Source organism: Streptomyces triculaminicus (assembly GCF_017349075.1).
Classification (GTDB): domain Bacteria; phylum Actinomycetota; class Actinomycetes; order Streptomycetales; family Streptomycetaceae; genus Streptomyces; species Streptomyces triculaminicus.
The window spans coordinates 897479-912166 of sequence record NZ_JAFMOF010000001.1 but is presented as its reverse complement, the minus strand read 5'-3'; the positions used below and the strand labels follow the sequence as shown (position 1 = coordinate 912166).

The window sequence follows — 14688 nt, the reverse complement described above, 5'->3', positions numbered from 1 at the left end:
GGGCTTCCCCGGAAGCCCCCCACCGTCCCCGGACCCCCAGACCACTGATGTAGAGCCCATAACTCGCTAGCGCGAGGGGGCACGAACCCTGAAAGAGGGATTGACGACAAGTGCTCGACGTCAACTTCTTCGACGAGCTGCGGATCGGCCTGGCGACCGCGGACGACATCCGAACCTGGTCCCACGGCGAGGTCAAGAAGCCGGAGACCATCAACTACCGCACCCTGAAGCCCGAAAAGGACGGACTCTTCTGCGAGAAGATCTTCGGTCCGACCCGGGACTGGGAGTGCTACTGCGGCAAGTACAAGCGTGTCCGCTTCAAGGGCATCATCTGTGAGCGCTGTGGCGTCGAGGTCACCCGCGCCAAGGTGCGCCGTGAGCGGATGGGCCACATCGAGCTTGCCGCTCCCGTCACCCACATCTGGTACTTCAAGGGCGTCCCGTCGCGTCTGGGCTACCTGCTCGACCTGGCCCCGAAGGACCTCGAGAAGGTCATCTACTTCGCCGCCTACATGATCACGTGGGTGGACGAGGAGCGCCGCACGCGCGACCTGCCCTCGCTGGAGGCCCACGTCTCCGTCGAGCGTCAGCAGATCGAGCAGCGCCGCGACGCCGACCTCGAGGCTCGCGCCAAGAAGCTCGAGTCCGACCTGGCCGAGCTCGAGGCCGAGGGTGCCAAGGCCGACGTGCGCCGCAAGGTGCGCGAGGGCGCCGAGCGTGAGATGAAGCAGCTGCGCGACCGCGCGCAGCGCGAGATCGACCGCCTCGACGAGGTGTGGAGCCGCTTCAAGAACCTCAAGGTCCAGGACCTCGAGGGCGACGAGCTGCTCTACCGCGAGCTGCGTGACCGCTTCGGCACGTACTTCATGGGTGCGATGGGCGCCGCCGCGCTGCAGAAGCGCCTGGAGTCCTTCGACCTCGACGAGGAGGCCGAGCGCCTCCGCGAGATCATCCGGACCGGCAAGGGCCAGAAGAAGACCCGTGCGCTCAAGCGCCTCAAGGTCGTCTCCGCCTTCCTGCAGACCCGCAACAGCCCCACCGGCATGGTGCTGGACTGCATCCCCGTGATCCCGCCGGACCTGCGTCCGATGGTGCAGCTGGACGGTGGCCGCTTCGCGACCTCCGACCTGAACGACCTGTACCGCCGTGTGATCAACCGCAACAACCGTCTGAAGCGTCTGCTCGACCTCGGTGCCCCCGAGATCATCGTGAACAACGAGAAGCGGATGCTCCAGGAGGCGGTCGACGCCCTCTTCGACAACGGCCGTCGTGGTCGCCCGGTCACGGGCCCCGGCAACCGTCCGCTGAAGTCCCTCAGCGACATGCTGAAGGGCAAGCAGGGTCGTTTCCGTCAGAACCTGCTCGGTAAGCGTGTCGACTACTCGGCCCGTTCCGTCATCGTCGTCGGCCCGCAGCTGAAGCTGCACCAGTGTGGTCTGCCCAAGGCCATGGCGCTGGAGCTCTTCAAGCCGTTCGTGATGAAGCGCCTGGTCGACCTGAACCACGCGCAGAACATCAAGTCGGCCAAGCGCATGGTCGAGCGTGGTCGCACCGTGGTGTACGACGTCCTCGAAGAGGTCATCGCCGAGCACCCGGTGCTGCTGAACCGTGCGCCCACGCTGCACCGCCTCGGCATCCAGGCCTTCGAGCCGCAGCTGGTCGAGGGCAAGGCCATCCAGATCCACCCGCTCGTCTGCACCGCGTTCAACGCGGACTTCGACGGTGACCAGATGGCCGTCCACCTGCCGCTCTCCGCGGAGGCGCAGGCCGAGGCCCGCATCCTGATGCTGTCCTCGAACAACATCCTCAAGCCGGCCGACGGCCGTCCGGTCACCATGCCGACCCAGGACATGGTGCTCGGTCTGTTCTTCCTCACCACCGACGAGGAAGAGCGCAAGGTCATCGGCGAGGGCCGGTCCTTCGGCTCGGTCGCCGAGGCGATCATGGCGTTCGACGCCCGTGAGCTCTCGCTCCAGGCGAAGGTCGACATCCGCTTCCCGATCGGCACCGTTCCCCCGCGCGGCTGGGTTCCCCCGGTCGCCGAGGAGGGCGAGCCGGAGTGGCAGCAGGGCGACTCGTTCCGCCTGCGCACCACCCTGGGCCGCGCGCTCTTCAACGAGCTGCTGCCCGAGGACTACCCGTTCGTCGACTACTCGGTGGGCAAGAAGCAGCTCTCCGAGATCGTCAACGACCTGGCCGAGCGCTACCCCAAGGTCATCGTGGCGGCGACGCTCGACAACCTGAAGGCGGCCGGTTTCCACTGGGCCACTCGTTCCGGCGTCACCGTCGCCGTCTCCGACATCGTCGTGCCGGAGGCCAAGAAGGAGATCGTCAAGGGCTACGAGGCCCAGGACGAGAAGGTCCAGAAGCAGTACGAGCGCGGTCTGATCACCAAGGACGAGCGCACGCAGGAGCTCATCGCGATCTGGACCAAGGCGACCAACGAGGTTGCCGAGGCGATGAACGCGAACTTCCCCAAGACGAACCCCATCTTCATGATGGTTGACTCGGGTGCCCGAGGAAACATGATGCAGATGAGGCAGATCGCCGGTATGCGTGGTCTGGTGTCGAACGCGAAGAACGAGACCATTCCGCGACCCATTAAGGCGTCGTTCCGTGAGGGTCTCTCCGTGCTGGAGTACTTCATCTCCACCCACGGTGCCCGTAAGGGTCTCGCGGACACCGCCCTGCGTACCGCCGACTCGGGTTACCTCACCCGTCGTCTGGTCGACGTCTCCCAGGACGTGATCATCCGCGAGGAGGACTGCGGCACCGAGCGCGGCCTCAAGCTGGCGATCGCCGTCAAGGGCGAGGACGGCGTCCTGCGCAAGACGGACGACGTCGAGACGAGCGTCTACGCCCGCATGCTGGCCGAGGACGTCGTCGTCGACGGCAAGGTCATCGCGCCGGCCAACGTCGACCTCGGTGACGTGCTCATCGGCCAGCTCGTCGCCCACGGCGTCGAGACGGTCAAGACCCGTTCGGTCCTCACCTGTGAGTCCGCGGTCGGCACCTGTGCCTTCTGCTACGGCCGCTCGCTGGCGACCGGCAAGCTGGTGGACATCGGTGAGGCGGTCGGCATCATCGCCGCCCAGTCCATCGGTGAGCCCGGTACCCAGCTGACGATGCGTACCTTCCACACCGGTGGTGTGGCCGGTGACGACATCACCCAGGGTCTGCCCCGTGTCGTCGAGCTCTTCGAGGCCCGTACGCCCAAGGGTGTCGCCCCGATCTCCGAGGCCGCCGGCCGCGTGCGGATCGAGGAGACCGAGAAGACCAAGAAGCTCGTCGTCACTCCGGACGACGGCAGCGACGAGACGGCGTTCCCGATCTCGAAGCGTGCCCGTCTGCTGGTCAGCGAGGGTGAGCACGTCGAGGTGGGCCAGAAGCTCACCGTGGGTGCCACCAACCCGCACGACGTCCTGCGCATCCTCGGCCAGCGCGCCGTCCAGGTCCACCTGGTCGGCGAGGTCCAGAAGGTCTACAACTCGCAGGGTGTGTCGATCCACGACAAGCACATCGAGATCATCATCCGGCAGATGCTGCGCCGCGTGACGATCATCGAGTCCGGCGACGCGGAGCTGCTGCCGGGCGAGCTCGTGGAGCGTTCGCGCTTCGAGTCCGAGAACCGTCGTGTGGTCACCGAGGGCGGTCACCCCGCCTCCGGCCGTCCGCAGCTGATGGGTATCACCAAGGCCTCGCTCGCGACCGAGTCCTGGCTGTCGGCGGCGTCCTTCCAGGAGACGACCCGGGTTCTGACCGATGCGGCGATCAACGCCAAGTCGGACTCCCTGATCGGCCTCAAGGAGAACGTCATCATCGGTAAGCTCATCCCGGCCGGTACGGGCCTGTCCCGCTACCGCAACATCCGGGTGGAGCCCACCGAGGAGGCCAAGGCCGCGATGTACTCGGCCGTCGGTTACGACGACATCGACTACTCGCCCTTCGGCACCGGCTCCGGCCAGGCGGTCCCGCTGGAGGACTACGACTACGGTCCGTACAACCAGTAGTCATCGCTGCCTCGTCAGGGCGGTCACCCCGATCATGGGGTGGCCGCCCTGCGGCGTTTCCAGGGGTGCTTCCAGGGGCCGGGTCAGTACGCAGGCCCCAGCAGGAGCGTCGCCTCCCGGATCTCCGCTATCGCCGCCTCCACCTCGTAGTACCGGTCGGCGACCGCCCGGTCCGGCTCGAGGTCGACGACGCCGGCGTCCAGGTCGCGCAGCCGGTCCCCGATGGCGTTGAGCCGCACCTCCAGCGCGAACTTGCCCTGGGTCGCGGGCCCCGCCCAGGCCAGCTCGCCGGCCGCGGCGGACAGGGCGGCGTGCGCCCGCTCGCGGATGGGGGTGAGCGTGCGGAGCAGCTCCGCCAGCGTGGCGTAGAGGTCGCCGAGGCCGTTGACGAGCTCGTTCAGCCGCTCCATGGTGGGAGCGCAGGAGGAGATGTACTCCGTGAGGTACTCGGCGGCCGGTGTCAGCGACTCGAAGTCCGCCTCGTCCGCGCCCTCGCGCCACGAGACGCGCACCTTCTCGTACTCCGCAGACCTGTCGCGGGCGTCGCGCCGGAGGTTCTCTACGTCCGGCAGCCGCGCGCGGATCGACCGGGCCGGCAGGCCGGCGCCCTCGTCGAGCAGCTCCTCGACGGCGGCCCGCATGTCGGTCAGCGTCTCGAAGGTCTCCATGGTCATGCGGAGCGAGTCGTCCGCCATGTCGAGCATCCCCGCGAAGCCCTCCCGGGCCTCCGCCAGCATCTCCTCGTAGGAGGGCTTCGCCCGCTTGCGTCCCCACATGACCGCTTCCCCGCCCCTCTCCCGTATCCCCGGCATCTCCCCGCGCCTGGCGGCGTAATCGATCTTACGTTCAAACCGGTCGTCCGGTCTGTATCACAGAACGTCCTCCTGAGGAGACGGAGTGTCAGAGTGGCGGTTTGTTGCGTCTACGCAATGAACCGTCCTCAGCTTGCGTGCGAGAGCGCAACAAGCGAGCTTCGGGCGACTCTCCGCGCCTGCCGTCACGGCGGCAACGCACCAGATAGCCCAACCTCTGGCGTGGATTTCCCCCGCGAGGTAGCCAGTTGCGGGCACGCACTCCATCCTGGTTATTGCGTGCGCGATCGGACGCTAGGGTGCTGGGTGCGGAGGGAGCGTGTCATGGGCGAAAAGGGCTCGGACATGGAGCGGTTCGCGGGCTGGGTCGAGCATCTGATGCGGGAGCGCGGATACGACATCGACAGCCCGCGGGGCGGTGGCAGGTCGCGGCTGGCGGAGGACGCCGGGGTGCATCGCGCGGCGGTGACCCGGTTGCTGCAGCGCCGGAGCCTGCCGGACCTGGAGACCATGCGCGCGCTGGCGCGGGTCCTGGGCGTCGGGCTGCGCGACATGCTGATCGAGTCCGGGAAGGCGTCCGCGGAGGACCTCCCGCTGCCGGGCGGGACGCCCGCCGGGCGCGTGACGCCGCCGGAGGCCGCCGAGATGCTGGGCATCCCGGACAGTCACCGCCGCCAGTTCGTGGAGATGACGGAGATGATCCTCGCCGTCAGTGGGGCCCGTCCGGAGGAGACCCGCCCCGCTCCGGGGGGCGTGTCGGCCGACCGCCGAGTGTGGCCGACGTCACCCGTTCGGCGACCCCCGGCGCGCCCCGCGAGGCCCCTTTGATCCGCGACCTGCGCAGGCCACAGGGGTGTCCTCCGTGTGTGCATTTGTTTTGACCCCAGCCCATGCGGTAGGTACGCTCTGACCTTGTGCCTGGGGTGTCCCTGGGCTCTCGTGCGTGCCTTCAAACCGTGCGAGAAGCTCGGAACCGGACGGAGCTGAACCGTTCGGAGACACCGAAATCTGCTCAATCCACCATTCGGTGGGATCTGCAGCCTTCGACACACCCGACCGCGTGGGTCGGTGGTTCCAGGTTAGTTTTATCGTGATCGGCACACAGAAACCGGAGAAACGGTGCCTACGATCCAGCAGCTGGTCCGAAAGGGCCGGCAGGACAAGGTCGAGAAGAACAAGACGCCCGCACTCGAGGGTTCGCCCCAGCGTCGTGGCGTCTGCACGCGTGTTTTCACGACCACCCCGAAGAAGCCGAACTCGGCGCTCCGTAAGGTCGCGCGTGTGCGTCTGACCTCCGGCATCGAGGTCACCGCTTACATTCCGGGTGAGGGCCACAACCTGCAGGAGCACTCCATCGTGCTCGTCCGCGGTGGCCGTGTGAAGGACCTGCCGGGTGTTCGCTACAAGATCATCCGTGGTTCCCTCGACACGCAGGGCGTCAAGAACCGTAAGCAGGCTCGCAGCCGCTACGGCGCCAAGAAGGAGAAGTAAGAATGCCTCGTAAGGGCCCCGCCCCGAAGCGCCCGGTCATCATCGACCCGGTTTACGGCTCCCCCCTGGTGACGTCGCTGATCAACAAGATCCTCCTGCACGGCAAGCGCTCCACCGCCGAGCGCATCGTGTACGGCGCCATGGAGGGTCTGCGCGAGAAGACCGGCAACGACCCGGTCATCACCCTCAAGCGCGCTCTCGAGAACGTGAAGCCGGCTCTCGAGGTCAAGTCCCGCCGTGTCGGTGGCGCCACCTACCAGGTGCCGGTCGAGGTCCGTCCGGGCCGCGCCTCCACCCTGGCGCTGCGCTGGCTGGTCGGTTACTCCCGCGCCCGTCGCGAGAAGACCATGACCGAGCGCCTCATGAACGAGCTGCTGGACGCCTCGAACGGTCTCGGCGCCTCGGTCAAGAAGCGTGAGGACACGCACAAGATGGCCGAGTCCAACAAGGCCTTCGCGCACTACCGCTGGTAGTCGCTACCCCCATCGAGAACCGAGAGAAGACTGAGCCATATGGCCACCACTTCGCTTGACCTGGCCAAGGTCCGCAACATCGGGATCATGGCCCACATCGACGCGGGCAAGACGACCACCACCGAGCGGATCCTGTTCTACACCGGTGTTTCGTACAAGATCGGTGAAGTCCACGACGGCGCTGCCACGATGGACTGGATGGAGCAGGAGCAGGAGCGCGGCATCACGATCACGTCTGCCGCGACGACCTGCCACTGGCCGCTGAACGACGTCGACCACACCATCAACATCATCGACACCCCGGGCCACGTCGACTTCACCGTCGAGGTGGAGCGTTCGCTGCGCGTGCTCGACGGTGCCGTGACGGTGTTCGACGGCGTCGCCGGTGTTGAGCCCCAGTCCGAGACCGTTTGGCGTCAGGCGGACCGCTACGGCGTGCCGCGTATCTGCTTCGTCAACAAGCTGGACCGTACGGGTGCCGAGTTCCACCGCTGCGTCGACATGATCGTCGACCGCCTCGGTGCGGTTCCGCTGGTCATGCAGCTGCCGATCGGTGCCGAGGCCGACTTCAAGGGCGTGGTCGACCTCGTCCAGATGAAGGCTCTGGTCTGGTCCGCCGAGGCTGCCAAGGGCGAGATGTACGACGTCGTCGACATCCCGGCCACGCACACCGAGGCTGCCGAGGAATGGCGCGGCAAGCTCCTCGAGGGTGTCGCCGAGCACGACGACGCCATGATGGAGCTCTTCCTCGAGGGCCAGGAGCCCACCGAGGAGCAGCTGATGGCGGCCATCCGCCGCATCACGCTGGCCTCCCGTGGCGGCGCCGACTCCGTCACCGTCACCCCGGTGTTCTGTGGCACCGCGTTCAAGAACAAGGGCGTTCAGCCCCTGCTCGACGCGGTCGTGCGCTACCTGCCGTCGCCGCTCGACATCGAGGCCGTTGAGGGCCACGCGGTCAACAACGCCGACGAGGTCGTCAAGCGCAAGCCGTCCGACGACGAGCCGTTCTCCGGTCTTGCCTTCAAGATCATGAGCGACCCGCACCTCGGCAAGCTCACCTTCGTCCGGGTCTACTCGGGCCGCATGGAGGCTGGATCCCAGGTCCAGAACTCCGTGAAGGGCAAGAAGGAGCGCATCGGCAAGATCTACCGGATGCACGCGAACAAGCGTGAGGAGATCGAGTCGGTGGGTGCCGGTGACATCGTCGCCGTCATGGGTCTGAAGCAGACCACCACCGGTGAGACCCTCTGCGACGCCGCGAACCCGGTGATCCTCGAGTCGATGGACTTCCCGGCGCCGGTCATCCAGGTCGCCATCGAGCCCAAGTCCAAGGGCGACCAGGAGAAGCTGGGTGTCGCCATCCAGCGCCTGGCCGAGGAGGACCCGTCCTTCCAGGTCCACACGGACGACGAGACGGGCCAGACCATCATCGCGGGTATGGGCGAGCTGCACCTCGACGTGCTGGTCGACCGTATGAAGCGTGAGTTCAAGGTCGAGGCCAACGTCGGCAAGCCGCAGGTCGCGTACCGCGAGACGATCCGCAAGGCCGTCGAGCGTATCGACTACACGCACAAGAAGCAGACTGGTGGTTCCGGCCAGTTCGCGAAGGTGCAGATCGCGATCGCGCCCCTCGAGGGCGACGGTTACGAGTTCGAGAACAAGGTCACCGGTGGTCGTATCCCGCGGGAGTACATCCCGTCCGTGGACGCGGGTTGCCAGGAGGCCATGGAGTTCGGTGTTCTGGCCGGCTACCCGCTGACCGGCGTCAAGGTGACGCTGCTCGACGGTGCCTTCCACGACGTCGACTCCTCGGAGCTCGCGTTCAAGATCGCCGGTTCCATGGCGTTCAAGGAGGGTGCTCGCAAGGCGTCTCCGGCTCTGCTTGAGCCGATGATGTCGGTCGAGGTCACCACCCCCGAGGACTACATGGGCGACGTCATCGGTGACATCAACTCCCGCCGTGGCCAGATCGAGGCCATGGAGGACCGTCACGGCGCCAAGCTCGTCAAGGGCCTGGTTCCGCTGTCGGAGATGTTCGGCTACGTCGGCGACCTCCGCAGCAAGACCTCGGGTCGCGCAAGCTACTCGATGCAGTTCCACTCCTACGCCGAGGTTCCGCGGAACGTCGCCGAGGAGATCATCGCGAAGGCCAAGGGCGAGTAACGAGCTCCGTCTCCACAGACGAGGCTCACGCCGTAGGCTTGACACCGACTGTTGGGGCATACCACGGCAAACCGTAAGGTTTCGCCGCGGGTGCCCCGGCAGCCGGCTCCCCAGCAAAGATCCCTGGCGCCGATCGAAGTAAGGCGTACAGAACCACTCCCAGGAGGACCCCAGTGGCGAAGGCGAAGTTCGAGCGGACTAAGCCGCACGTCAACATCGGCACCATCGGTCACGTCGACCACGGTAAGACGACTCTTACCGCGGCGATCACCAAGGTGCTGCACGACGCGTACCCGGACCTGAACCCCTTCACGCCTTTCGACGAGATCGACAAGGCCCCGGAGGAGCGTCAGCGCGGTATCACCATCTCGATCGCGCACGTCGAGTACCAGACCGAGTCGCGTCACTACGCCCACGTTGACTGCCCGGGTCACGCGGACTACATCAAGAACATGATCACCGGTGCCGCCCAGATGGACGGCGCGATCCTCGTGGTCGCCGCGACCGACGGTCCGATGCCGCAGACCAAGGAGCACGTGCTCCTCGCCCGCCAGTCGGGTGTTCCGTACATCGTCGTCGCCCTGAACAAGGCCGACATGGTGGACGACGAGGAGATCCTGGAGCTCGTCGAGCTCGAGGTTCGTGAGCTCCTCAACGAGTACGAGTTCGCCGGTGACGACGCTCCGGTCGTCCGCGTCTCCGCGCTGAAGGCGCTGGAGGGCGACAAGGAGTGGGGCGAGAAGCTCCTCGGCCTGATGTCGGCCGTCGACGAGCACATCCCGCAGCCCGAGCGTGACGTCGACAAGCCGTTCCTGATGCCGATCGAGGACGTCTTCACGATCACCGGTCGTGGCACCGTCGTCACCGGTCGTATCGAGCGTGGTGTCCTGAAGGTCAACGAGACCGTCGACATCATCGGCATCAAGACCGAGAAGACCACCACCACGGTCACCGGTATCGAGATGTTCCGCAAGCTGCTCGACGAGGGCCAGGCCGGTGAGAACGTCGGTCTGCTCCTCCGTGGCATCAAGCGCGAGGACGTCGAGCGCGGCCAGTGCATCATCAAGCCGGGTTCGGTCACCCCGCACACCGAGTTCGAGGCCACGGCCTACATCCTGTCGAAGGACGAGGGTGGCCGTCACACCCCGTTCTTCAACAACTACCGTCCGCAGTTCTACTTCCGTACGACTGACGTGACCGGTGTTGTGACCCTCAAGGAGGGCACGGAGATGGTCATGCCCGGCGACAACGCCGACATGTCCGTCTCCCTGATCCAGCCTGTCGCGATGGAGGAGGGCCTGCGCTTCACCATCCGTGAGGGCGGCCGCACCGTCGGCGCCGGCCAGGTCACCAAGATCAACAAGTAAGTTCTCTCTTACTTGACGGTCTGAGAGGGCCCGCACACCTTCGGGTGTGCGGGCCCTCTCGCCTTTTCCCGGACCGTTTCGGGCTCTTCCCGGACCGCTTCCGGCCGCTCAGGCCTCTTCCGGGACGTACGGCAGGATCTGCCGCAGCAGCCCCTTGGGGTGGCCCCGGCGCCGCCATTCCCTCGGATAGCCGATCGAGACCTCCTCGAACCGGACCCCGTCGTACCAGGTGGTCCGGGGGATGTGCAGATGGCCGTACACCACCGCGGCGGTGTTGAACCGGGTGTGCCAGTCCCGGGTGAGGACGGTGCCGCACCACTGGGTGAACTCCTGGTACGTCATGACCTCCGTGGGCTCGCGCACCAGCGGCCAGTGGTTGACGAGCACCAGCGGTACGGACGGGTCGTGCGCCGCCAGCCGCTCCTCGGTGGCCGCGACCCGCGCCCGGCACCAGTCCTCGGCGCCCTCGTACGGCTCGGTGTGCAGCAGGTACTCGTCCGTGCACACGATGCCCGCCGCCCGGGCCTGGGCCAGCGACTCCTGCTTGGTGGCGGCCGTGGGGGTGCGGAAGGTGTAGTCGTACAGCGTGAACAGCGGCGCCACGGCCACCGGGCCGCCCTCGCCGTCCCATACCGGCCAGGGGTCCTCCGGCGTCACCACGCCCATGCCCCGGCACAGCTCGACCAGCCGCTCGTAGCGGGCCGGGCCGCGCAGGGCGACCGGGTCCGGGCGGGGCGTCCACAGCTCGTGGTTGCCCGGGGTCCAGACGACCTTGGCGAAGCGGCCGGCGAGCAGCTTGAGCGTGCGCTCGACGTCCGCGAACTTCTCGGCGACGTCGCCGGCCACGATCAGCCAGTCGTCGTCGGTGGTGGGGCGCAGTGATTCGGCGATGGGCACGTTGTCGGTCATGCCGGTGTGCAGGTCGCTGACGGCCAAGAGCCGTCGGCCTGGGCTGGGCGAATTCGGCTGCTGCATGGGCCTACGGTAGGCCGTACGATCCGACGGTCCGTCAGCAGCCGGTCCGTGGGCGGCCCGGGCGGCCGCGCGGCTCAGCCGGCCCCGCCCCGCGCGAGCGGCCCCCGGCCGTTGAGCAGGTCCCGGCCCAGGACGCTGAGGGTGTGGTACGCCCGGCCGTTCGTACGGTTCGTGGTGATCAGCCCGGCGGCCCGCAGGACGGTGGCGTGGTGGCTGGCCGTGGCCATGGCGATGCGCACCTTGCGGGCGAGCTCGCTGGTGGTGCAGCCGCGCGCGGTGGCCTCCAGGACCTCGGCCCGGGTACGGCCCAGCAGGGCGGCCAGCGGCGGCTCGCCGCGGTGCTCGCGTGGGCCGTGGACGTCCAGGAGCCAGCCGGGGTCGTGGACGACCGGGTAGACGAGTACGGGCGGCAGCTCCGGATCCCGCAGCACGGTCGGGGCGCGCCAGCAGAAGAAGGAGGGCACGAGCCTCAGCCCGCGCCCCTCCAGATGGACGTCCTCGTCGGTGCCGGGGATCGCCACCTCCAGCACGGGCGGGTTCCAGCGCACGGCCGGGTGGAGGGTGGACAGCAGGTGCTCGCCGCCGCTGTGCAGCATGGACTGCGAGCGGGCGGCCCGGTCGGCCGAAATGTGCTCCCGCAGCTTGTCGAGGTAGGGCCGCACCGCCAGGTCGTGGAAGGCGGTGATGCCGTCGCCCAGGGCGTGCAGGGCCGTGCTCTCGCCCTCGGCGAGGGCGCGGACGAAGTGCAGGTCACGGCGGTCGGGCGTCAGCAGCGCCAGGTCGCGGCGGAGGGTGCGGCGGGGCAGCGACAGCATGGCGTCGAGGCCGTCGCGCAGCCCCTCGGCGGATTCCGGCGGGGTGAGGAAGTCGGGGGAGTAGCCCCGGGGCGGGGCCAGGGCCAGCAGCCGGCGCATGGGGTCCGTCAGCCGGCCGCGGATCCGCTCGCGCCACTGCCCGAAGACCAGGGGCCCCTGGCCCGTCTGGACCATGTGGGCGGCCAACAGGTTCTCCCACATGATGTCGGGCTCCGCCGACACCCTGATCCGGCCGAGGTCGACGCCCGTGAAGTGAATGCGCACGCCCTTGCCATTGCCCCTGTGGGGCGCGGCTTGAACGTGGCGGTGGCCGAGGAGGGGTCCTCCTCGGCCATTCGGGTGAAACCGGCGCGTACGGAGCCTCAGGCGCCGGAGCCCGGCGCCGGGCGCCACACCCAGGGGGTGGCGTCCGGGCTCAGGCCCACGGCGCACAGCCGGTGGGCCGCGTCGGTGAGCAGGGCGGGGGAGCCCACGGGCACGTAGGCGGTGGGCGGGAGCAGCGGGGAGTCCCCGGACTCGGCGTCGGTGAGCTGTATCCCGCCGCTCACCGCGCGGCCGAGGACCATCATCGAGTCGGTGCGGCCGCGCCGGGGGACGGTGGCCGCGGAGAGCTCCCCGTAGCCGGCGAAGGAGCGCAGGCCGGTGCCCGTGGTGCGGTCGGTTCCGGAGCCGTCGGCGGTGAGGCGGTAGGCGGCGGGCTCGGCGGTGGCCGGCGTGCGGTAGACGACGGTGAGCGCGCCGTCCGGGCCGAGGGCGGCGCCCACCCGGTCGCCGCCGGGGCCCGGCAGGCCCTTGAGCGGCATGTGGCGCACCGGCTTGCCGGGGGCCTCCTGGCTCCAGTGGTGCACGGTGTCGCGGCCGACGCCGAAGACGTGGACGCGGTTCTGCCGGTCCAGGGTGACGGTCAGCCCCTCCTGGATCTCCTGGCCGTGCAGGCTCTGCCACTTGCCCCAGGTGCCGTCGGCCTCGCGGACGCGGCTGGAGAGGCCCTTGCCGGCGTTGCGGACGAAGAGGTGGACCCGGCCGTCGGGGGTGGCGACGGCGGCGGGCATGCCCACCCGGCGGCCGCGCTCGGTCTTGCGCTCGGGGTTGCCCAGGCCCGTCCAGGCCTTGAAGGAGCCGCCGGGGGTGCGCTGCTCCAGGACGACGATCTCGCGGCTGTTGGAGCGGCCCTGGCCCTCCAGGCCGGAGAAGCGCAGGGCGAACAGCAGGCGGCGGCCCTTGGCGTCCTTGACGGCGGCCAGGGAGGGCGCCAGCGGCCCACCGCCCAGGTTCTGCGGCGCGCCCCAGCGGCCGCTCCCGGGGGCGGACTCCTGCCAGCGCACGGCCTGCAGGCCGAGGACGCCGTAGGCCTCCAGCCGGCCGGAGCGGTCGCTGTCGGCGGCGACGGTGGCGCCGGGGTAGCGGTAGTGGGTGGAGCGGATCCAGCCCTTGCGGTTCTTCAGGGGGCGGTCGCCGCCCTGGCCGTAGTCGCCGCAGCCGGCGGTGTTGCCGCACTGCCAGGAGGGCTCGCCGCCGTAGGCCTCGACCAGGCGGTGCTTGCCGTCGACGACCTCGGTGGGGAGGTTGTGGGGCCAGCGCTGGTTGTAGTAGCCGCGGAAGGAGTTGACCGTGAAGCGCGGCGGGTGCCCGGCCCGCCGGGTGGTCTCCCCGACCCACTGGGAGAGCGCCTTCCAGGTGAAGAGGGCGGTCGGGGTGTGGTCGCGGTGGTCCGAGCACGCCCCGTAGTCGTTGTCCTTGGGGTGCGTGGCGTCGTGGACCTGGTAGTCGGGGTCGGGGTCCATGGTGTGCACGACCGTCGGCTCGTACTTCGCCATGATCCCGGCGAGCGCGTCCACCAGGGTCTTGTGGCGGTAGCTGCTGACGGTGGTGCACGGCGAGCCGGTGGCCACCATGCTCTGCATCACGGCGTACGGGCGCTCCCACAGCTGGGGCAGCCGGGTGTTGCCGGCGGAGAGCATGGCGATGTTGAGGAAGATCAGCCGGGCCGCGCGTCTGCCGTTGGTCAGCTCGTCGATCTCGGCCCGGACACCACCCGGAAGGTCGATCACGGACTTCTTCCAGGGGGTGAACCTGTCCTTGCCGATCATCTCGGCGTAGGCCTGGCGCAGGCCCTGGTGGCGGGCGGAGGAGTAGGCGGCCTTGTCGGTCCTGGGCGGGGGCATGCCCGGGATCCAGTTCTGGCCGACGGCCTCGCCTGCGGTGACGTAGACGGAGACGACGGGGACGCCCGCGGTGACCAGGTGCTGGGCGTCGGGGTTCATGAAGAACAGGTCGTCGTCGGGGTGCGCCATGATCTGCAGCAGCAGGGCGTCCTTGGCGTTGTTGAACGACTGCGTAGCGCGGGGGTCCACGGACTCCATGGCGTCGGGGGAGGCCACCCGCCCCGAGCTCGAGCCGCTGCAGCCGGCCGCCGTCGCCGCCGTCACGGCGGTGATACCGGCGAGTACGGCCCGGCGTGATACGCCCCTGCGCTGTGAGATGTTCAACTAAGTGTCTCCGTCCCGTCGTGCAGCGCGCGCGGCCCCCGGCTGCCCCAGCGTGTTAGGGAGACGGTGGAGGCCGGACATGGGTTGCCCAAG

General features: G+C 68.5%; 10 protein-coding genes. 6 read left to right on the top strand and 4 right to left on the bottom strand.

What is annotated here, in order from left to right; genetic code table 11:
• The first annotated feature begins 110 nt into the window (after positions 1–110).
• A complete protein-coding gene (locus J1792_RS04225) occupies positions 111–4010 on the top strand; it encodes a DNA-directed RNA polymerase subunit beta' (protein ID WP_207246687.1) in 3900 nt (1299 codons plus the stop codon).
• A gap of 83 nt (positions 4011–4093) precedes the next feature.
• Here the strand turns inward: J1792_RS04225 and J1792_RS04220 are convergent, their stop codons facing one another.
• Positions 4094–4786 carry a hypothetical protein gene (locus J1792_RS04220; protein WP_086567307.1) on the bottom strand — a complete coding sequence of 231 codons (693 nt, stop codon included), beginning with the start codon at positions 4784–4786 and terminating at the stop codon, positions 4094–4096.
• A gap of 360 nt (positions 4787–5146) precedes the next feature.
• Here J1792_RS04220 and J1792_RS04215 point away from each other — a divergent pair, with 360 nt between their 5' ends.
• The 5 genes from J1792_RS04215 to tuf all read left to right on the top strand — a co-directional run bounded on the left by J1792_RS04215 (position 5147) and on the right by tuf (position 10316).
• A complete protein-coding gene (locus J1792_RS04215; RefSeq protein ID WP_086567305.1) occupies positions 5147–5650 on the top strand; it encodes a helix-turn-helix domain-containing protein in 504 nt (167 codons plus the stop codon).
• Between the two features lie 291 nt (positions 5651–5941).
• Entirely contained in the window at positions 5942–6313 is a 372-nt protein-coding gene (gene rpsL, locus J1792_RS04210; protein WP_003948652.1) for a 30S ribosomal protein S12, read from the top strand.
• Between the two features lie 2 nt (positions 6314–6315).
• The gene (gene rpsG, locus J1792_RS04205; protein WP_004950419.1) at positions 6316–6786 is read left to right on the top strand and encodes a 30S ribosomal protein S7; all 471 of its coding nucleotides are present in this window, start codon (positions 6316–6318) and stop codon (positions 6784–6786) included.
• Between the two features lie 39 nt (positions 6787–6825).
• Positions 6826–8949, top strand: a complete 2124-nt coding sequence (fusA, locus tag J1792_RS04200) for an elongation factor G (RefSeq protein WP_086567303.1) — start codon at positions 6826–6828, stop codon at positions 8947–8949.
• Between the two features lie 173 nt (positions 8950–9122).
• On the top strand, positions 9123–10316 hold the full coding sequence (gene tuf, locus J1792_RS04195) for an elongation factor Tu (protein WP_086567302.1): 1194 nt from the start codon (positions 9123–9125) through the stop codon (positions 10314–10316).
• Between the two features lie 108 nt (positions 10317–10424).
• Here the strand turns inward: tuf and J1792_RS04190 are convergent, their stop codons facing one another.
• From J1792_RS04190 to J1792_RS04180, 3 genes are all read right to left on the bottom strand, one after another.
• Complete coding sequence (locus J1792_RS04190) at positions 10425–11291, bottom strand: metallophosphoesterase family protein (RefSeq protein ID WP_086567300.1); 867 nt, start codon at positions 11289–11291, stop codon at positions 10425–10427.
• A 74-nt stretch (positions 11292–11365) separates the two neighbouring features.
• Positions 11366–12370, bottom strand: a complete 1005-nt coding sequence (locus J1792_RS35310; protein WP_307842898.1) for an ArsR/SmtB family transcription factor — start codon at positions 12368–12370, stop codon at positions 11366–11368.
• Between the two features lie 98 nt (positions 12371–12468).
• Positions 12469–14595 carry a PIG-L family deacetylase gene (locus J1792_RS04180; RefSeq protein ID WP_086567299.1) on the bottom strand — a complete coding sequence of 709 codons (2127 nt, stop codon included), beginning with the start codon at positions 14593–14595 and terminating at the stop codon, positions 12469–12471.
• Positions 14596–14688 lie beyond the last annotated feature (93 nt).